The 19,242-nt window shown below is 64.2% G+C and carries 19 protein-coding genes; 15 read left to right on the top strand and 4 right to left on the bottom strand.

The genetic code is table 11. From position 1 onward, the window contains the following. Positions 1-10 precede the first annotated feature (10 nt). From AC07R0_RS17045 to AC07R0_RS17030, 4 genes are all read left to right on the top strand, one after another. Positions 11-601 (top strand): LysE family translocator, encoded by a 591-nt coding sequence (locus AC07R0_RS17045; RefSeq protein ID WP_495105732.1) that lies wholly within the window; start codon positions 11-13, stop codon positions 599-601. 65 nt (positions 602-666) lie between these two features. Beyond that, positions 667-1,839, top strand: coding sequence for an aminotransferase-like domain-containing protein (locus tag AC07R0_RS17040; protein WP_495098520.1), 1,173 nt, complete (start codon positions 667-669; stop codon positions 1,837-1,839). A gap of 347 nt (positions 1,840-2,186) precedes the next feature. Next, positions 2,187-3,119 (top strand): PhzF family phenazine biosynthesis protein, encoded by a 933-nt coding sequence (locus tag AC07R0_RS17035; RefSeq protein ID WP_495105731.1) that lies wholly within the window; start codon positions 2,187-2,189, stop codon positions 3,117-3,119. A 77-nt stretch (positions 3,120-3,196) separates the two neighbouring features. Continuing rightward, positions 3,197-4,051 carry a PhzF family phenazine biosynthesis protein gene (locus AC07R0_RS17030; RefSeq protein WP_495105730.1) on the top strand — a complete coding sequence of 285 codons (855 nt, stop codon included), beginning with the start codon at positions 3,197-3,199 and terminating at the stop codon, positions 4,049-4,051. Between the two features lie 13 nt (positions 4,052-4,064). On the opposite strand, the gene pdxR is transcribed toward AC07R0_RS17030, so the two are convergent. Continuing rightward, entirely contained in the window at positions 4,065-5,567 is a 1,503-nt protein-coding gene (gene pdxR / locus AC07R0_RS17025; protein WP_495105729.1) for a MocR-like pyridoxine biosynthesis transcription factor PdxR, read from the bottom strand. 108 nt (positions 5,568-5,675) lie between these two features. On the opposite strand from pdxR, the gene AC07R0_RS17020 reads away from it, so the two are divergent. The 8 genes from AC07R0_RS17020 to AC07R0_RS16985 all read left to right on the top strand — a co-directional run bounded on the left by AC07R0_RS17020 (position 5,676) and on the right by AC07R0_RS16985 (position 12,373). Continuing rightward, positions 5,676-6,131, top strand: a complete 456-nt coding sequence (locus AC07R0_RS17020; protein ID WP_495105728.1) for a carboxymuconolactone decarboxylase family protein — start codon at positions 5,676-5,678, stop codon at positions 6,129-6,131. A 125-nt stretch (positions 6,132-6,256) separates the two neighbouring features. Further along, positions 6,257-6,673: a cupin domain-containing protein gene (locus AC07R0_RS17015; protein ID WP_495105727.1), complete on the top strand. Its 417-nt coding sequence runs from the start codon at positions 6,257-6,259 to the stop codon at positions 6,671-6,673. A 221-nt stretch (positions 6,674-6,894) separates the two neighbouring features. Then, on the top strand, positions 6,895-7,812 hold the full coding sequence (locus tag AC07R0_RS17010; protein ID WP_495105726.1) for a glycosyltransferase family 2 protein: 918 nt from the start codon (positions 6,895-6,897) through the stop codon (positions 7,810-7,812). A 147-nt stretch (positions 7,813-7,959) separates the two neighbouring features. Beyond that, a complete protein-coding gene (locus AC07R0_RS17005; protein WP_495105725.1) occupies positions 7,960-8,835 on the top strand; it encodes a lipase family protein in 876 nt (291 codons plus the stop codon). A gap of 133 nt (positions 8,836-8,968) precedes the next feature. Next, positions 8,969-9,484: a BON domain-containing protein gene (locus AC07R0_RS17000; protein WP_495105724.1), complete on the top strand. Its 516-nt coding sequence runs from the start codon at positions 8,969-8,971 to the stop codon at positions 9,482-9,484. A 64-nt stretch (positions 9,485-9,548) separates the two neighbouring features. Continuing rightward, complete coding sequence (locus AC07R0_RS16995; RefSeq protein ID WP_495105723.1) at positions 9,549-10,361, top strand: NRDE family protein; 813 nt, start codon at positions 9,549-9,551, stop codon at positions 10,359-10,361. A gap of 88 nt (positions 10,362-10,449) precedes the next feature. Further along, on the top strand, positions 10,450-10,872 hold the full coding sequence (locus AC07R0_RS16990; RefSeq protein WP_495105722.1) for a DUF3617 domain-containing protein: 423 nt from the start codon (positions 10,450-10,452) through the stop codon (positions 10,870-10,872). A gap of 277 nt (positions 10,873-11,149) precedes the next feature. After that, on the top strand, positions 11,150-12,373 hold the full coding sequence (locus AC07R0_RS16985) for an ABC transporter substrate-binding protein (protein WP_495105721.1): 1,224 nt from the start codon (positions 11,150-11,152) through the stop codon (positions 12,371-12,373). A gap of 128 nt (positions 12,374-12,501) precedes the next feature. Here AC07R0_RS16985 and AC07R0_RS16980 read toward each other — a convergent pair whose 3' ends face one another. Then, the gene (locus AC07R0_RS16980; RefSeq protein WP_495105720.1) at positions 12,502-12,897 is read right to left on the bottom strand and encodes an excalibur calcium-binding domain-containing protein; all 396 of its coding nucleotides are present in this window, start codon (positions 12,895-12,897) and stop codon (positions 12,502-12,504) included. Positions 12,898-13,077: 180 nt separating this feature from the next. Here AC07R0_RS16980 and AC07R0_RS16975 point away from each other — a divergent pair, with 180 nt between their 5' ends. Further along, positions 13,078-14,244, top strand: coding sequence for an MFS transporter (locus tag AC07R0_RS16975; RefSeq protein ID WP_495105719.1), 1,167 nt, complete (start codon positions 13,078-13,080; stop codon positions 14,242-14,244). Between the two features lie 9 nt (positions 14,245-14,253). Here the strand turns inward: AC07R0_RS16975 and AC07R0_RS16970 are convergent, their stop codons facing one another. Then, a complete protein-coding gene (locus AC07R0_RS16970; RefSeq protein ID WP_495105718.1) occupies positions 14,254-16,182 on the bottom strand; it encodes a bifunctional 2',3'-cyclic-nucleotide 2'-phosphodiesterase/3'-nucleotidase in 1,929 nt (642 codons plus the stop codon). 170 nt (positions 16,183-16,352) lie between these two features. Between AC07R0_RS16970 and AC07R0_RS16965 the strand changes: the two genes are divergently transcribed. Both AC07R0_RS16965 and AC07R0_RS16960 read left to right on the top strand, forming a co-directional pair. After that, on the top strand, positions 16,353-17,105 hold the full coding sequence (locus AC07R0_RS16965; protein WP_495105717.1) for a hypothetical protein: 753 nt from the start codon (positions 16,353-16,355) through the stop codon (positions 17,103-17,105). 12 nt (positions 17,106-17,117) lie between these two features. Next, on the top strand, positions 17,118-17,573 hold the full coding sequence (locus AC07R0_RS16960; RefSeq protein WP_495105716.1) for a GNAT family N-acetyltransferase: 456 nt from the start codon (positions 17,118-17,120) through the stop codon (positions 17,571-17,573). Between the two features lie 66 nt (positions 17,574-17,639). Here the strand turns inward: AC07R0_RS16960 and AC07R0_RS16955 are convergent, their stop codons facing one another. Then, positions 17,640-19,208 (bottom strand): methyl-accepting chemotaxis protein, encoded by a 1,569-nt coding sequence (locus tag AC07R0_RS16955; protein WP_495105715.1) that lies wholly within the window; start codon positions 19,206-19,208, stop codon positions 17,640-17,642. Positions 19,209-19,242: the final 34 nt, after the last annotated feature.

The following is a 19,242-nucleotide window of genomic DNA, read 5'->3' as shown; positions in this document are numbered from 1 at the left end:
TGGAGACACCATGACGACCCAACTCTTCTTCGCACTGACGCTGTTTGCCTTCGTCAGCTCCATCACCCCCGGCCCGAACAACCTGATGCTGCTGGCCTCGGGCGTGAACCACGGCTTCCGCGCCACGCTGCCGCATATGGCCGGGGTGTCGATCGGCTTCTTCATCCTGCTGGCCTCTGTCGGCTTGGGACTGGGCCTGCTGTTCGAGCAAATTCCGCAGCTCTACCTGGTGCTGAAGTGGCTGGGCACGGCCTATCTGCTGTACCTGGCCTGGGGCGTGGCCACGGCCGGTGCTCCCAAAGACGCCGAGGCCAGCCACCCCATCAGCTTCTGGGGCGCGGCCGGTTTCCAGTGGGTCAACCCCAAAGCCTGGGTGATGGCGGTGGGTGCTTTCAGCAGCTATGTGCCAGCCCACAGCAGCCACGCACTGGTCGTAGCTGCGGCCGCCTGGTTTGCGATTGTCGGCATCCCCGCCATCAGCCTGTGGGCCTTATCGGGCAGCCGGCTGCGCCACTGGTTGCGCATACCCCACTACCGGCGACTTTTCAACGGTTTGATGGCAGTTTTGCTGGTCGCTTCGCTCGCACCCATGCTGTCCTAGCCGACAATCCCTTTCCAACTACGCGTAAAAACCTGCCGCGCTATTCGGCACCTTGAAAGAGCACCATGAGCATCCCCGCGAACCCCTGGCATCTGGCCGCCCGCACCGAGAAAATGAACTCTTCGGTGATCCGTGAAATCCTCAAGGTGACTGAACGCCCTGGCATCATCAGCTTTGCCGGCGGCCTGCCCTCACCCAAGACCTTCCCCGTGGCCGAGTTCGCCGCCGCCTGCGAAAAAGTGCTGCACGAAGACGGCCGGGGCGCGCTGCAATACGCCGCCAGTGAAGGCTATGGCCCGCTGCGCGAGATCGTCGCCGCCCAGCTGCCCTGGAATGTGGAAACCTCCCAGGTACTGATCACCACCGGCTCGCAGCAAGGCCTGGACCTGCTGGGCAAGGTGCTGATCGACCCGGGCAGCAAGGTGCTGGTGGAGACGCCCACCTACCTGGGCGCGCTGCAGGCCTTCGCCCCCATGGAGCCCAAGGTGGTCAGCGTAGCCAGCGATGACGAGGGTGTGGACCTGGACGACCTGGCCCGCAAGGCAGACAACGGCCGATTCTTCTACGTGCTGCCCAACTTCCAGAACCCCACCGGCCGCACCATGACCGAAGCCCGTCGCGCCGCCCTGGTAGAGCGCGCAGCCGCCCTCGGCCTGCCCCTGGTCGAAGACAACCCCTATGGCGACCTGTGGTTCGACGCGCCGCCGCCCGCGCCGCTGACCGCCCGCAACCCCGACGGCTGCGTCTACATGGGCTCGTTCTCCAAGGTACTGGCGCCCGGCCTGCGCCTGGGCTATGTGATCGCCCCCAAGGCGCTGATGCCCAAGCTGCTGCAGGCCAAGCAGGCCGCCGATCTGCACAGCCCCAGCTTCAACCAGCGCATGGTGGTGGCGGTGATGCAGGACGGCTTCCTGGCCCGCCATGTGCCGACCATCCGCACGCTGTACAAGGCCCAGCGCGATGCCATGCTGGCCGCCATGGAGCGTGAAATGCCCGCCGGCGTGACCTGGAATACGCCCGACGGCGGCATGTTCCTGTGGGCCCGCCTGCCCGAAGGTATCCACGCCGTGGACCTGCTGCCCAAGGCGGTGGACCAGGGCGTGGCCTTTGTGCCCGGCAGCGCGTTCTACGCCGACCAGGCCGACCCACGCACCCTGCGCCTGTCCTTTGTGACGGCCAGCGTGGAACAAATCAATATCGGCATCAAGGCCCTGGCCGCGGCCATTCGCGCGCTCTAAGAACCTGTTCAAGGTCTTTTTGGGGCCGCGCAGCAGCCTTCTCGGGAGGGGCTGGTAGGCGCGGCTCGCCGGCCATAGCTCGGCTATGGGCAAGAGTCGCAACGCCCCAGACTGCCCGAGAAGGATGCTGCCCTGCGGGTTGGGGAGAAATCGGGCGATTTGACCGCCATCACCCTTGCATGGGCAGGGAGCCCATGCTGCGGGCGCTGACGGCCAACTCATCCCGATTGCTCCCCAACGCGGCCTCAAAAAGGCCTGGAACAGGTTCTAAACTCGCACCCAATCCCCCTCTCCCCCGGCGGGGGGGACTGGGGGACACCACCGACAGCCACTCTGAAACACCCGCCATGTCCGCACTGCAACGCCCTTTCCAGCAAGTCGATGTTTTCACGCCCACCCCCTACCAGGGCAACCCCCTGGCGGTGGTGATGGACGGCACAGGTCTGAGCGAGGCGCAAATGCTGCGCTTCGCCAACTGGACCAATCTGTCAGAGACCGCCTTTCTGCTGCCCCCCACGCCCGAGGGCCGGGCCGCTGGCGCCGACTACCGGGTGCGCATCTTCAGCCCCATCGACGAAATGCGCTTCGCCGGCCACCCCACGCTGGGCAGCTGCCACGCCTGGCTGCAAGCTGGCGGCCAACCCCGGCAGAGCGGTGTGGTGGTGCAGGAATGCCAGGTCGGCCTGGTGCGCATACGCCGCCGCGACAGCCGCCTGTTCTTTGCCGCGCCGCCTTTGAAGCGCAGCGCCCCCAGCCCCATGCTGCTGGCCCAGCTGGCCACCGCCCTGGGGCTGAAGGCGCGCGACGTGGTGGCCGCGCAGATGCTGGACAACGGCTCGCCCTGGCTGGGCCTGCTGCTGGACAGCCCGCACACCGTGCTACAGCTCAAGCCCGACCAGCTGGCGCTGAAGAACCTGGGCCACAAGGTCGGCGTGGTGGGCATCTACCCCCGGGAAGAGGCGCCGCCGCTGATCGGCCGCTCCAACCGCGAGGCCCGCGCCTTCGCCAAGTCGGCCCCGGCCAGCGAACCCGAGCCCTTGCTGGAAGTGCGCGCCTTTGGCGCCCCGGTGGGCATCCTGGAAGACCCGGTCACCGGCAGTCTGAACGCCAGCCTGGCCCAGTGGCTGATCGCCGACGGCTACGCGCCTGAGGAATACCTGGTGTCCCAAGGCACCTGCCTGGACCGCGCCGGCCGTATCCACATCGAACGCGATGCGCAGGGCCAGGTGTGGGTCGGCGGCGAGTCCGTTACCTGCGTCAGCGGCAGCGTGCTGCTCTAGCCAAACGCTAGGTTTTTAATAGCTGCTTGCGCAGGAAATACCTGCGCTGGCGGCCTTTTTTCTTTATGGAGCCTGCCATGCCCACCCGCGCCTTCCAGCAAGTCGATGTATTCACCGCCGTCCCCTACCAAGGCAACCCGCTGGCCGTGGTGATGGACGGCACGGGCCTTAGCGAGGCGCAGCTGCAGCGCTTCGCCAACTGGACGCATCTGTCCGAAACCACCTTTCTGCTGCCACCCACGCCCGAAGGCCGCACCGCCGGTGCCGACTACCGGGTGCGCATCTTCGACCCGGTAAGCGAGCTGCGCTTTGCCGGCCACCCCACGCTGGGCAGCTGCCACGCCTGGTTGCAAGCCGGTGGGCAGCCGCAACGACAAGATGTGGTGGTGCAGGAATGCCAGGTCGGCCTGGTGCGCATACGCCGCGACGGCAGCCGCCTGCAGTTTGCCGCGCCGCCTATGCAACGCAGCACGCTGGCCCCAGCGCTCATGGCGCAAATCACCGCGGCCCTCGGGCTGAAACCCCAGCAGCTGCTGGCCGCGCAAATGCTGGATAACGGCCTGCCCTGGCTGGGCCTGCTGCTGGACAGTCCGCAGACCGTGCTGGCGCTGGAGCCCGACCACACGGCGCTGAAGAACACAGGCATCTGTGTCGGCGTGGTCGGCATCCACGCGGCCCCGGCCGACCCGCTGCTGGAGGTGCGCGCCTTCGCCGCCGCCGTCGAAGTGCCCGAAGACCCGGTCACCGGCAGCCTGAACGCCAGCCTGGCCCAGTGGCTGATCGCCGACGGCTTTGCTCCCGCGCAATACCAGGCCGCCCAGGGCACACGCCTGAACCGCCAAGGCCGGGTGCACGCCTACCAGGACGCGGACGGCCAGGTGTGGGTGGGCGGCGAGTCCGTCACCTGCATCGAGGGCCGGGTGCTCCTGTAGTCAAAGCTGGTAATCAACGCCGCAGGGCTGCGGCCACCTGGCGGGCGGCTTGGTCGATTGCCTCCGGGCTGAAGGGCGCAAAGCCCATGACCAGGCCCTGGCCCACCGGGTGGCTGCTGGTGTAGCGCCCCAAGGGCGCAGCCTGTATTCCGATGGGGGCCAAACGGCGCAGGGCCGTGGCTTCATCCATGTCCACCAAACGGCCCACCACGTCCAGCCCGGCCTGCACCGTGGGCAGCTCGATCAGCCCGCGCCAGTGCGTGTGGGCCGCCTGCTCCAGCGCCGCGGCACGGGCTGCGTAGAGCTTGCGCATGCGGCGCACATGGCGGTCGAAATGGCCGTCGGCCATGAAGTCGGCCAGCACCGCCTGGGCCAGACCATTCGCATGGCGGGAGGTCAGCGAGGCGGCGCGCTGAAACGGCTCAACCAGGTGCGTCGGCAGCGCCACATAGGCCAGGCGCAGGGCCGGGAACAGCAGCTTGCTGAAGGTGCCGGCCAGCACCACATGGGCGTCTGCGCCCGGCAGGCCTTTCAGCGCCAGAATCGGCTTGGCGACGAAGCGGTATTCGCTGTCGTAGTCGTCTTCGAAAATGCAGGCCTGGTTGGCGATTGCCCAGCGCAGCAGCGCCAACCGCCGCTCGGGCGACAAGGCCACGCCCAGAGGCGCCTGGCGCGATGGCGTCACATAGGCCAGGCGCGCCGCGGGTGCCAGGCGCAGCCCGTCTTCCACCCGCAGACCGTCCGCGTCCACTAGCACATCCACCACCTGGGCACCAGCGGCCAGCAGCACCTGCCGCGCGCCGAGGTAGCCCGGGTCTTCCATCCACACCGCGTCATCGGGCGCTAGCAGCAAACGCGCACACAGGTCCAGCGCCTGCTGCACGCTGCTCAACACCACGATCTGCGTGGCCGACACCGCCACACCCCGGGCAATCGCCAAATGCGCGGCGATGGCCTCGCGCAGCTCGGGCAGGCCGGCGGGGTCGGCGTCCCACAGCGCGTGCAGCCGGGACGGGCGCAGCTGGCGCGCATGCAATTGGCGCCACAGGGTCATGGGGAAAGCGCTGACATCGCAGCGGTGGGGCGCGAAGGGCAACGGAGCCCCACCGCCACCCAACGGAAACGGCGGCTCCAAGTGGGCCACGCGCTGCAACCATGGGCCGGACGGAGGCGCCGGCTTGGCGGCCGGCAGCGGGCTGCGCCGTCGGGGTATCGGACCGACGCGCAAGACCAGGTCCGGCAAGGCATGGCTGACACGCGTGCCGCTGCCAGGCTGGGCCAGGAGGTAGCCCTCTGACACCAGCTGACTGTAAGCCGCCTGCACCGTGCCACGGGCCAGGCCGTGCTGCAGCGCCAGGCTGCGCGTGCTGGGCAAGATGCTGTCGGCCGGCAGCCGACCATCGAGGATGGCCCGGCGCAGCGCGCCGTGCAGCCAGTGCTGCAGGCCTTCGCCAGGTGCGGGCGTACCCAGCGGCAGGTCGCCGATCAGCGGGGCCTGCGTATGTTTTCCGGCCATGGCGTGGCGAGAAGTGGACTAATCATTTTGATAAATATTGGCCTAATGCTTGGACCAGTGTAGTTTGAGAATGGGAACTCTTCGTTCAGTCACCCTCTAGGAAACAGCATGTCTAGCCACCCAACCCGCATCAGCTACCCCGATTTCGAACGCCTGGCCCCGAAGGCCGTCACCGCCTTGTACGGCCTGGGTACCGCCTCCCACAGCGGCCTGGATGACCAGTTGGTCGAGTTGCTGGAGCTGCGCGCCTCGCAGATCAACGGCTGCGCCTACTGCGTGCAATACCACCTGGGCCTGGCGCGCAAGGCCGGCCTGCCGCAGACCAAGATCGACATGCTGCCGGTATGGCGCGAGGCGGGCATTTACTCGGCGCGCGAACTGGCCGCGCTGGCCTGGACCGAGCATCTGACCGACGTCAGCCGCCAGGGCGCCCCCGATGCAGCCTGGGCCGCGCTGCGCGAGGTCTTCAGCGAAGCCGAAGCCGCGAACCTGTGCGTCGCCATCGTCGCGATCAACGCCTGGAACCGCGTCGCCATCGCGCTGGGCTTTGCCCCCACGGCTTGATGTCCACCACCGATGGCCTGTTCGAGATTGCGGACGATGCAGCCGTGCATGCATGGCTGCTGCGCAACGCCCTGCCCTTGTGACAGCTCAGCCATCCCGGTTTTCAACCAACGATCGTCTACACCATGCACTCTGTGAAACCCATCCTCCTCGGCCTGGCCTTGGCGCTGCCGCTGGCCTCGATCGCACAGGCCCACGACAGCGAGCGCGCTTCCAGCGTCCAGCCCATCTTCAACCAGGCCATCACGAATATCGCCGGCAAAACCATGGTTGCAGTGACGGTCGATTACCCGGCCGGCGGCGGCTCGCCTGCGCACAGGCATGCGGCTTCGGCGTTCATCTTTGCGTACGTGGTGCAGGGTGCGATCCGCAGCCAGGTCGACGGCGGGCCGGTGCGCATCTACCGCGCGGGCGAGAGTTTTTACGAGACACCGGGCCAGCACCACGGCGTCAGCGAAAACGCCAGCAACACCCAACCGGCCAAGCTGCTGGCGGTATTTGTGGTGGACAGCGATGCCAAGGATCTGACCACACCCGATTGAGCCTGTAGCCAGGAGAACTAAAAACCAGAACCCACGCCAAGTGGGCCAGGGCTTTGCGTATAGTGTGCGTGCACAAACGACACACGATAGGCCCAGATGCAATCCGTCCATGGCGACCAAATGCTTGTCACCGGTGACAAGCGCCATACCAAGCACCTGCTGGGCCAAGCGTGCTATGGCGAAATGAACAGCGTCTGCCATCTGGCCTGCAGCGCACGAGCATGAGCACGACCGCGTTCGACCTGTCGGTCGTCGTCAGCACCTACAACCGCGCGGCGGACCTGCGCCGCATGCTGGACGCTTTGGCACGCAACCACACCGAAGCAGGCCTGCGCTGGGAGGTACTGGTGGCCGACAACGCCTCCAGCGACGACACCGCCGCCGTGCTGCAGGACTTTGCCGCCACAGCGCCCATGGCCGTGGTCACTCTGTATGAGCCGCGGCGCGGCAAAGCCTATGGCCTGAACCAGGCACTGGGTCTGGCGCGCGGCGAGTTGCTGGCCTTCATCGACGACGACATCCTTGTCGCCGACGACTGGGTGGCCACGGTGGTGGCGCATTTCCGCACGCACCCGGCTTCGCACTGCATAGGCGGGCGGGTCGAGCTGCACGATCCGCTGGACGCACCGGTCACTATCAAACGCTCCCTGCAGGCCAGCCGCACCGGGCTCACCGGGTTCAGCCCGGACAACATTCCCATCATCGGCTGCAATATGGCCTTTCGGGCCGACTGGCTGCGTAGCCTGGGCCGCTTCGACACCAATATCGGCCCCGGCAGTGCTATCGGCGTGGCCGAAGACCTCGACATGCTGTACCGCGTCGTGCGTGCCGGTGGGCTGATCGAATATGTGCCCGGCCTGCTGGTCCAGCACAACCATGGCCGGCGCTCTGCGGAACAGTTGCGGGGGCTGTACGCCGGCTATTACGCCGGACGAGGCGCGTTCTATGCCAAATACATATTGCGCCGTGATGCCCTGGTGATGCGCTGGGCCTACTGGGAGGCCCGCAAGCTGCTGCGTCCGCACACAGAGCCGATGCGCCAAGGCCTGTACCGCCGCTCCCGCCTGCATAGCCTGCTGCAGCTGGGCCGCGGGGCGCTGCGCTACCTGCGATTGGCGCAAAACAAAAGCCAAGCCTGACCTGGCTGACACATCCTCCTTCTCTAGGAGAAATCCAGCCGCCCTGCGGTGGCGCCTGGATTGACATTGCCCGCGCCCAGGTGAACCATCTTGGCCGCGGTACGCGCATGCGGGCTGCCGCCCCACCCCCTCCACCGAAAGAACACCATGGACAGACGCGCTGCCGCCCAACAGGCCAAACTGGTTTTGTACGCCTTCGACATGTGCGAGGCCAACTGGAGTCAGCTGACGCCGCCGCCCGATCCGCGCATCGCCCCCGACGGCTGGACGCTACGGGCCTACATCTCCGGCGCCGACGTGTCTCGCCAAAGCGGGCTCACCTCCACCAGCACCGTCATGGGCATGGGCGATGTGCACTGCTACGGCTTTGTGGCGCAGGACGCCGGCGGCAACTTCGCGGTTGCGATACGCGGCACCAAGAGCCTGCCCGAATGGATAGACGACCTGGACTTCTTGATGGTGCCCCACCCCGTAGGCGGGCTGGTGGACCGCGGCTTCTACAACATCTACCAAAGCATGCAGCTGCATGTGCTGGGTGGCGGCCCGGGCTGGTCGCCCCTGGCCAGCGGGATGAGCGCCCTGGTGGGCGCCAGCCCGGTCACGGTGCTGGGCCACAGCCTGGGTTCGGCCATCAGCACCTATCTGACACTGGACCTGCGCCGCCTGGGCCTGAACGCCAGCGCCTGCCTGTTCGCATCGCCCAAAACCGGCGACAGCAACTTCGTCAACGCCTTCGAGCAGAACGTGCCCAACTACGACGTGTTCAACTACGCGCACGACCTGGTGCCCCAGCTGCCGCCCTTCGACATACTGCACTGCTCCAAGTACCACGACCTGCTGCAGGCCAAGATCTTCAACGACGACTTCTCCATGGCCAAAATCTGCCAGGACAAGGCCTGCTTCCACCACCTGGTCTGCTATATGGCCATGCTTGACTACCCCACGTACACCGAGGTCATGGCGAATATGCCCACCGACGACGACATTGCCTGCGCCAAATGCGTGCGGGGCAAGAACGCCTGAGCCGCAAACCGCTATCAAAAAAGAAGCTGCCTGCGCAGATTCCACCTGCGCCAGGGCCATAAAATCCTTGAAACCTGTGGGGTCGCCTGCACGGGCACTGACGGAGGCGCACAATCGGCGCAGCATCAGCTTCATGCCCCGCATGCCCAAGACCTTCTTGCCCTCCTTGCACACTCTGTACCGTCTGCGCCGCAGCAGCCTGGCGCTAGCCCTAGCCGGCTACGCCTGCGCCCAGGCCGCCCCATCCGACCAGGCGCTGCAAAACTACTTCAACGACCCCTTCCTGCAGGTCACCTCGGCCATCACCAGTTGCCCGCCCCAACTGGGCCCGCGCATCAGCCTGGCCGAGATGCAGGCTGAAACCCATTGGCGGGCCGAGCGCGGCACCAGCTGCTACCGTTCCGGCCGCTGCCGCCTGCCCAACGCCTATCTGTACGACGCCGAAATCATCCCCCGCGCGGCCAAGGCCATCCTGGCCGACGGGCGCTTTGCCGACTCCAGCATCTGGGTGCTGGGTCAGCGACGCTGGGTCTGGCTGCAGGGCTGCGTACGCAGCCGCGAAGCAGCCCAAGCCGTGGAGCAGTTGGTGCGCGGCATCGACGATGTGGAAGCCGTCATCAACGAGCTCAGTGTGCTGCCCGCCCCTTGAAGAAAATCTGCCCGCAGCGCACATTCCACCTGCGCCAGAAGCTACCAAAACCATAGCAAACACCATGTGCCTGATTGCATTCCAGTGGCAGCCCGACGCCATAGCCCCGCTGACCATCGCCGCCAATCGCGACGAGTTCTATGCCCGTCCCGCCCTGCCGCTGCACCGCTGGGCCAACAGCCCCATCGTCGCCGGCCAGGACCTGCAAGGCGGCGGCACCTGGATGGGCCTGCACACGCCCAGCGGCCGGCTGGCCGCGCTCACCAACTACCGCGACCCCAGCCGGCACAACCCCAAGGCCCCGTCGCGTGGTGGCATCGTCACCGCCTTTTTGCAGGGCCAACAAACGGCCGAGGAGTTTGCGCAAGCCCTGGCCGCCGAGTCCGACGCCTACAACCCGTTCAACCTGCTGCTGTTCGACGGCCAGCAGCTGCACGCGTATGAGAGCCGGCACCGCAAGCACTTCGCACCCGAGCCCGGCGTCTGGGCCGTATCGAATGCCGACTTCCACACCCCCTGGCCCAAACTGGTCCGCCTGCACCACGGATTCGCCCAGGCCCTACAGCAGCACCGAGCCGCCGAGTCCGACCACCTCAGCCCCGCCCTGGAAACCGAGCTCTGGCCCCTGCTGACCGACACCCGCCTGGCCGATGATGCGGACCTGCCGCACACCGGCATCCCCCTGGACCTGGAGCGCGGCCTGTCGGCCGCCTTCATCCACCTGCCGCACTACGGCACGCGCGCCAGCACCTTGGTGCACTGTGCGCGGGGCCGCATTACGCTAGTCGAACGCAGCTTTGATGCGCAAGGCGCCCAGGTACCTCTGGCCACCGTGCGCCTGGTGCTGGACCTGGATCATCCGTGCGCGGTGGGGTGACCCGATAATTGCGGCCTCTGGCTCCGGTAGGCGAGTCAATGAAGCCCAACACTACACTATGCGGACCATAAGGGTTACGGAGAGATTGATGAAGAAGAATTGTCTTGTCCTGTTGGCCGTTTTGACCAATCCGGTATTTGCCGGAGACCTGTGGGAAGTCATGTCCACCTCCGTCGGCCCCGATGGCAAGCCCATGCCTTTTACGCAGACCAGTTGTTTTCCCAAAGACGGCATGGACCCGACCAGCATGCTGGGCAACCTGGGCAGTTGCACCTTTGACCAAAAGAGTGGCAACGCATCAGCCATGAACTTTGCCATGACCTGTCGCACACCCGGCATGCCTGCCGACCTTGGCTCCATGAAGGTGGCGGGCGACGCCAAACTGAGCGCCAGCACATTCGACATGCGCTACAACATCACGGTCGGCGGCAACCAGGCGTTGGCTGGCGGTGATTTCAAAATGACGGGTACGGCAACCGGCAAAAAAGTCGGGCAATGCACTGAGCGCTAATGTTCTGGTGCGCCGCTTACTGCTTCGCACCCAGCGCCCTTGTCCGTCAAGACTTTCGCAAATATCTGGAGTGCGGCCTCGGTGCCCAGTTGCCTCTGGCCACCGTGCGCCTAGTGCTGGACCTGGATCACCAGGGCGGGGTGGCCCGATAATTGCGGCCTTTGGCTTCGGCCAGTAGAGCTCTGTAACGTCTTTCAAGCCCACAACGTGAGGGTACGGTTCCGCATTTCTGCGACCACATTTCGAGCTGCATACCATTTATATAAGAAGGTTTTTGATGACTTTGACCGCGTTCCCTCCGTTCCGGGCTCTGCGCCGCAGTCTCATCGCGGCATGCTGCAGCCTGGCTGTAGTCGGTGTGCCGGCGCAAGCGCCGCAAGCCGTGCGCATCGGTGTAATCGCCCCTTTGAGCGGTCCCTCGGCCGACTTTGGCGTGCCCATGCTCAATGGCATCAAGCTGGCGGTGGAAGAGATCAACGCGGCCGGCGGCTACATGGCGCATCCGCTGGAACTGGTGGTGAAGGACGACACGGCCAACCCCGACGAGGGCTACAAGGCCTCCGAAGCCCTGGTAGCCGAGAAGGTGGTGGCCGCCATTGCGTTCTGCAATTCCGGGGTGGCAGCGAAGTCGCTCGAGGTATTCCAGAACCACAAGCTGCCGCTGATCATTCCTTGCGCCACAGGTACGCAACTCACCGCCAAATACCCGCCGGCGGACAGCTACATCTTTCGTACCTCGGCCCGGGACGCGATCCAGTCCACCTTTGTGGTGAACGACATCGTCAGCCGGGGCTGGACCAAGGTGGCGGTATTTGCCGACAGCACCGCTTACGGCGAGAGTGGCCTGGCCGACGTGACCGCCGCACTGGCCGAGAAGAAGCTGCGCCCGGTGTTTGTGGCCCGCTTCCCGCTGGGCGTAAAGGACCTGACCAGCGAACTCTCCGCCGCCCGCGCCGCCGGCGCCGATGTGGTGTTCAGCTACAGCCTGGGACCGGAGAGCGTAGCCATCGCCAATGGCCGCAAGTCGCTGAAATGGAATGTGCGTCAAGTCGGCCCCTGGTCCTTGAGCTTTCCGGCGTATATCGATGTAGCCAAGGACGCGGCCGAAGGCACGATGATGGCCCAGACTTTCATCGTAGACCAGGTCACCAACGAGCGGCGCGCCACCTTTTTGCGCGCCTATGCCCGCAAATACGCCCTGAAAACCATTCCCGCGCCGATCCCGGCGGCCCAGGCCTATGACGGCACCTATCTGCTGCTGCATGGATTTTTCGGCGTGCCGAACGCGGTGCTGACTGGTCCGGCCATCAAGAGCTCGTTAGAGAACCTGCACAAGGTCTACTACGGCGCGGTGGCCACCTACAACCACCCGTTCAGCCCCGAGGACAAAGATGCCTTCAGCGCCAACATGCTGCTGATGGGTGTTGTCAAAAACGGGGTGGTGACCTACGCCTACCCGGAAGACAGCGCCCGCAGCATCGTGGCCCAACGCAAAAGGTAACGGTAGCGGAAAAAAACACCAGCAGGCTGGCACAGCATGCGCGGGGGTAGAGGCGCTGTTGGGTACCGTGCGCTTGTAGTTGGATGTGAGCGCTTAGACGCGTCCGGGCGCCAGGTGGTGCATTGACGCTAGCGAGCACACCATTGCTGTTCACAGGGAATTCCATTCTTGTCGCCGTCCATCTTCACGCCGGGGCAACTGGCGAGGAAGTACTTTGCTTCGGCACAAGACTTCATTTGTGAGCAGTACTGCCGTCCGTCACAACGGAAGCCACTGGACACGCTAGGAGGTGCAGGAGCCGCCTTGTCGGCCGGTGTTGCAACAGCTGCAGCACGCCGCCGTTTCTCCTCTGCATTCAGCTCTTGGACGGTGGGTGGCTTTCGAGCTTGGCCAGACGAACAGGGCGTTTGCTGGTAGGTAACAGTACCGTTCACCACGCACTTGTTCGCTGGCACAGCCCCGACTCCAGAGGCAGTAAGCACAAGGGCAGCAACCGCAGTGAGGAGAGATGAGGTTCTAAACATGGCTAGGGATGCTCTGTATAACTCTGGCGAGGATGTTGTAGTGCGGATCGGAATGGAATGCAAGGCGTATAGCGCCCCAATAGCCCAACAAGCCCCTAGCCTGTATAAAACCTTCGCAAGCAGCTACGAATAAAATAGCAGACACACCGCGAAGCCATCCACGCTTCAACCTCTCACTCCATGCAGCACACCACCTATGACTGGCGCAGCATCGCCGCGCTGAATGCGGTCTCCACCTTTGCCCAAGTCGGGCAATTCGGCATTCCATTCGTGGTGCTGCCGCTGTGGCTGGAACAGCAAGGCGCGACGGCCTTGCAGCTCAGCCTGTATGCCGCATCCCTGTGGCTGGGGCAGCTTCCGGGGCTGGGCGTGGCACCACGCTTAACCCGCCAGTTTGGCGCGCGGCCCACCATTCTGGCGGCGCTGCTGTGCTCCATCCTGGCCCTGGCGGCCATCGCGCTGGGTATCTCGGCGCTGTGGTTGCCCGCGGGTTTGCTGGCCGGCTTTGGACAGGGGCTGCGCTGGATTGGGCTGGAGCCTTGGCTGTACCACATCGCGCCCAGCCATGCGCGCGGGCGACTGGTGGGCTTTCACGAGACACTGATTGCGCTGGCACCCATCGTGGCACCGGCCATGTCGGGCTGGTGGGGCATTGAGGGGCTGGCGCCCTTGTGGCTGGGCATGGGCTTTCTGCTGATGGCGGCCCTGCCCTTGCTGTGGGCGCACGAGGAGCGGGCATCCACTTCCAACACCTCCGCGCAGCCCCCCGCGGCAACGCCGTTCTGGCAGCTGCCGCGCGAGAAGATTTTTCTACTGGGCCTGGGCGTGGCCTTGTTTGGAGGCATGTCGGAGTCGGCATTCATCGGCCTGTTCCCGGTATTTGGTACGGCGCAGCAACTGGATGCAGCGCAGATTGCCAGCCTGTTGGCCAGCTTCGGCCTGGGCGGTTTGCTGATGCAGTACGTGGCCGGCTGGCTGGCCGACCACCGGGGCATGGCCTTCGCCAGCCTGTGCTGCTGTATCGGCACCGCCGTGGTCGCGCTAGCGCTGACCTATGCGCTAGGCCCGCTGCTGCTGCACGCGGCGGTGTTCTGCCTGGGCGGCCTGGTCACGGCCTACTTGACCCTGGCACTGATCGCCAGCGCCAAGACGCAGGGCGGCAGCATGGCGCGCAATATGAGCGCGGTGTCCATGGTCTACACGCTCAGCGCGGTCGTCGGCCCATTGGCGGCGGCTGCTGCCATGCATGCCGTGGGCGGCAACGGCCTGATGTGGGTGATGGCCGGGTTTGCGCTGCTGATGGCGGTGTATGTGGCCCGTGTGACGTCGGGCCAGCGACTTACCTAGTCCGCCGGCTTACTCGCCCAGTGTGTACAGCGCCGACCCGTCGCCGTTGTCCTTCACCAGCCGGATGCCGGGGTGGTTCGCAAGGTAGCGGATGCCGCCACTGCCGGAGCTGAAGGCCATGCGCACGCCAGGCACGGGCTGGATCTTCCAGTTGTTGTCGGCCTGCGGGTTGACCTGGCCGCCGGGCGTCAGCGTGCCCATGAGCTGCAGGTATTCCACCAGCACCTGGCGGTTTTCGTCGGGGGCGTCCAGCACCACCTTGGCGGCGCCCAGGCCGGGGAAGTTGCCGCCGCCGAACGCGCGGTAGTTGTTGGTGGCGACGATGAATTTGGCCGCCGGGTCTATCGGCTTGCCGTCGAAGCGCAGGTTCTGCACCCGGTGCGCGCTGGCGGCCGCCAGACCACCCTTGGCGTCATAGCGGGCGGGCTGGGTCAGGTCCAGCTCGTACGCCACACCGTCGATGGTGTCGAAGTTGTAAGACGGGAAAGCATCGTTGACCAATGGCTGCTGCGGCGCGCCTTTGGGGTCGATCTGCAGGAACTGGCCGGCCGACATTTCCAGCCATTCCCGCACCTCCGCGCCGGTCAGCAACATGGCTTTCAGGGTGTTGGGGTAGATGTACAGGTCGGCCATGTGCTTGATGGCCAGCGGGCCGGCGGGGATGTCGGTGTAGTAGCTCCAGCCCTGGCGGCCGCCGGACTTGAGCGGCGCGGCGGCCGACAGCACGGGGTACTTTTCATAGTCCGTGCCCTGCATGGCGCGCTTCACATAGGCGGTCTGCGCGTTGGAGACGATCTGTACCGAGGGGTCGTCGCTGACCTGGGCAAAGTAGCTGTAGATGGGTGCGCTGCTGAAGGCCACCTTGTTGCGCACATAGTCCAGCGTCTGCGCGTGCTCGGTGGCAATGGCTTGCTCGACCATCGGGTCGGCGGCGGCCAGCGACTGCTTGGCGGCACGGTCAAAGACGGGGCGGATGGACGCCAGGCTGTTCACCACCTTCCAGCTGCCGCTGCTGTCGTCCAGTGTGAAGTCCACCACGCCCAGGTGGTCGCCCCAGCGGCCCGGCATGACGGCAGCCACGCCGTGGATGGTGCCGCGCGCGGCGTCCACGGCAGGGTAACTGGCGAAGGCTTTACTGGGGAATTCAGCATGCGCGTGGCCGAACAAGATGGCGTCTATGCCCGGCACCTCGGCCAGCTTGGACACCGCGTTCTCAGCCAGCAGGCCAACCTCGCCCTTCTCAAAGCCGCTGTGCGGAATAGCCACCACCAGCTGCGCACCTTTAGCACGCATCTCGGGCACATATTTCTGCGCCGTGGCCACGATGTCGCGCACCACTACCTTGCCCTCCAGGTTAGCCTTGTCCCACTGCATGATCTGCGGCGGCGCAAAGCCGATCACACCCACGGTGATGGGGTGCTTCTTGCCCTCGGCATCGAGCAGCTCGCGCTTCAGCAGCAGGTAGGGGGTGAATGCATGCTGCTCCTGTGCGCCGTTGTCGAGATAAATGTTGGCATTGACGTAGGGAAAGTTGGCGCCCTTGAGTGAGCGCTGCAGGAATGGCAGGCCGAAGTTGAACTCGTGGTTGCCCAGGTTGGCCGCGTCATAACCCAGCTGGTTCATCACCTTGTAGGCAGGGTGGGTCTGGCCGTCCTGCAGCGGGTGCACCTTGGCAATGACATCACCCATGGGGCTGCCCTGCAGCAGGTCGCCGTTGTCGAACAGCAGACTGTTCGGCGCCTCGGCACGCGCCGCCTTGATGAGGCTGATGGTGCGCGCCAGGCCGTACTGGTCGGTGGGCTTGTCCTGGTAGTAGTCGTAGCTCAGCAGGTTCATGTGCACATCGGTGGTCTCCAGGATGCGCAGCTGCAGCTCCGCCGCCCCCACGGTGCTGCCCCATGCCAGCGCGAGGCCGGCGACGATTCCTACAGTACGCATCTGTGTTACTCCTGATTGCATAGCGGCTTGTGCAGGTGGAACCTGCGGTGCGGGCCATTTTCATGTGAATGATTGAAACTTGTACAGGCCTCGGCGCCTAGCTTAAAACACTGCCACTACACTGCCGCTCTTTTCTTCGCATCCGCAAAGAATGCCAACGCCCGCAACCCATGACCTCCCTCTCACTGCCCCGATTCTCCCAACTGGCCTGCCTTCTAGCTGTGGCCACTACCCTTGTCTGCCCCTTCGCCTACGCGGAGGATTTGTTCAGCGACAACATTGGACACGACTACAAACTGACGGACAAATCCACCGAACTTTCCGCAGACAGCACCATCGGCGGTTATCCTATTTTCCGAGGCGGGCGAGTGTGGCGGGTGACATCTGGCAAATCCACGCTGACCTCGACAAGACTCACCCTCGGCAAGATTCAAATGTTCAGCCCAACGGAACATGGCCGTTTCGCCCTCGCCGTCACCACGACTAACTTGAACGAGGCGGCGGTTTACTACACGGCGGAGCCCTGCAAAGGGAGCCATTTACAGGCCGTGAATAAAGGTGGCGGCCGCTCTGACAACTGTTTGACGATCGACGCAGAAACACTCTCCGTTGGTTCTGAACAACCGCTGTTTTTAGCCATCAACGTGAGAAACTCGCAAAACGGGGGCCGTTTCTACAACGTCGCTTTGTACCTCTCACTCCAGGACCTGGGCTTTCCCGATGCCAAGGCCAGCGACTGGACCGAGCAGAGCTTGACGGCCGATCCGGTGAAAAAAGAGTTCATCACAAAACTGTCCGCCTGGGCGCAAAAGCTGCAGACCGGTGTGAACCTGGCGATTGGCTACGACAAACCGCAAGACGCCTTCGCCGCCGTGCCACCACTGGCGGACGTGCTCGCGTTGGCACCCAAGACGACACCCTAAGAAAATCGGTCCATGCACATCCGACTAGACGACCTCCAAGGCCCTGAGGTCCACGCACTGCTGGAAGAACATATGCGTGGCATGCACGCCCTGTCGCCGCCCGAGAGCATGCACGCGCTGGACCTGGAAGGCCTGCGCCAGCCAAACATCCGCTTCTGGACCGCCTGGGACGGCGCCGACCTGCTGGGTTGCGGCGCCTTGAAGCAGCTGGATGCCGAGCACGCCGAGATCAAATCCATGCGCACCGCCGAGCAGCATCTGCGCAAAGGTGTGGCACGCGCGCTGCTGGCGCATATCGTGGAACAGGCCCAAGCGCTGGGCTTGCAGCGCCTCAGTCTGGAGACCGGCCCCGTCCCCGGCTTTGCCGCCGCGCACAGGCTGTACGGGGCCTTCGGCTTCCAGGAATGCGGGCCATTTGCCGACTACAAGCTGGACCCACATAGCGTGTTCATGAGCCGCCTGCTATAGCAAATGCTATTTAAAACATAGCGCCTTGTGCAGCATGCATCTGCATCGAGAGGGCTTTTTTCAACATCACACCAAACGAAAGGTGCCCACAACCGCAGCCAGTTTGCTCGCCTGTGTTTTGAGACTGTCTGCCGCAGCACTGCTTTGCTCTACCAATGCGGCATTTTGGAGTGTGACTTCGTCGATTCTGTGGACAGCGTTGCGTACTTGACTGATGCCATCGTGTTGCTCGGCACCTGCGTTGCGTATGTCCAGAATAAGCTGGCTGACGGTTTGCGCCTGAACCACAATTTGCTCTATCGATACGCCAGCTTCGTTGACCTGGCGCATGCCTGCATCGACCTTCTCAACGTTGTCACCGATCAGCTTTTTAATGTCCTTGGCCGCCTCGGCCGATCGCTGAGCCAGCAAGCGGACTTCGCTGGCCACCACGGCAAAGCCACGCCCTTGTTCACCTGCACGGGCCGCTTCAACCGCGGCGTTCAGTGCCAAGATATTGGTTTGGAACGCGATGCCGTCGATGACGCCGGTGATGTCACTGATGGTTTTCGACGAGGCGGAGATACCCTTCATGGTGGCAACGACCTGTGCCACAGCCTGCCCGCCCTCCACCGCTGCAGATGACGCCTTGGAGGCCAATTGATTGGCCTGTTCTGCGGTATTCGCATTGTGCTGAACCGTCTCGGCCAGGCGCCCCACGGACTGGACCGTCTGCTGTACATCGCTGGCTTGCTCTTCGGTGCGCAAGCTTAAATCCAGATTGCCGGAAGCAATCTGTGCGCTACCGGAAGCGATGTGCTCACTGCTTTGCCGGACCTCTCCGACGATGGTGGCAAGGCGCCCGCGCATGGTTGCCATGGCAGACATGACGCTGTTGCTATTTTCCCCATGCACCGGAACATGCATGCTCAAATCTCCGTCTGCAATAGCCAAAGCAATCCGCGCAACATCGTCTGGCTCTCCGCCCATCTGCATCGCAATGGAACGCACCACGGCAACAGCAGCGGCCACACCGCAAACCAATGCCAGCAGGCAGCCCCCGATGAGCAGGCTTATCGACCGCGCATAAGTTTTCGCGCTGCTGTCGGCCAGGTCGTCTGCGGTTGCGGACTTCAGTTTCCACTCATTGTCGATAGTGGTGGCAGTCGCTCGGTACAGCCGCTCCGACCGCCCTGTAAAAAGGCGCCGTGCTTCTTCCGTTTTAGCTGGGTCCTCTATGGATTCGCGAGAAATGCTTTTTAACTTGTCCCAGTAACCCATGGACAAGGTCGCTGCATTGGCCACACTCTTCCAGAGCGCTCGGTCCTCGTCACTGGAGAGCAGGCGTTCATGCTCGGCCAGTGCTGTTTTGAATTCGCCGTACTCGTGGTCAATGCTGGTTTCCAGTACCGCCATGTCATCGGCCGTCGCAGCCATCAGGTGCTGTGCCTCCAGCATGCGGATGTTGGCTATCTTTTCCTGCCACAACCTCACCGCTTTCAATGACGGCGTGGTGGTAGTTGTGTAGTAATTGAGAGCTCCGTTAACCGACTGAATCTGTGCTGCCGCTACGACTGCAATACCCACGATCAGAATCAGCAAGATGCCAAATGTCGACGCCAGCCGATACCCCAACTTCATTCTTTTTAACTTCATGACCGTCTGAACTTCCTTGGTTATCTAAACAACA

The sequence above is a fragment of the Rhodoferax sp. GW821-FHT07F03 genome, assembly GCF_059418745.1.
This window is presented reverse-complemented; position numbering and strand designations above follow the sequence as displayed.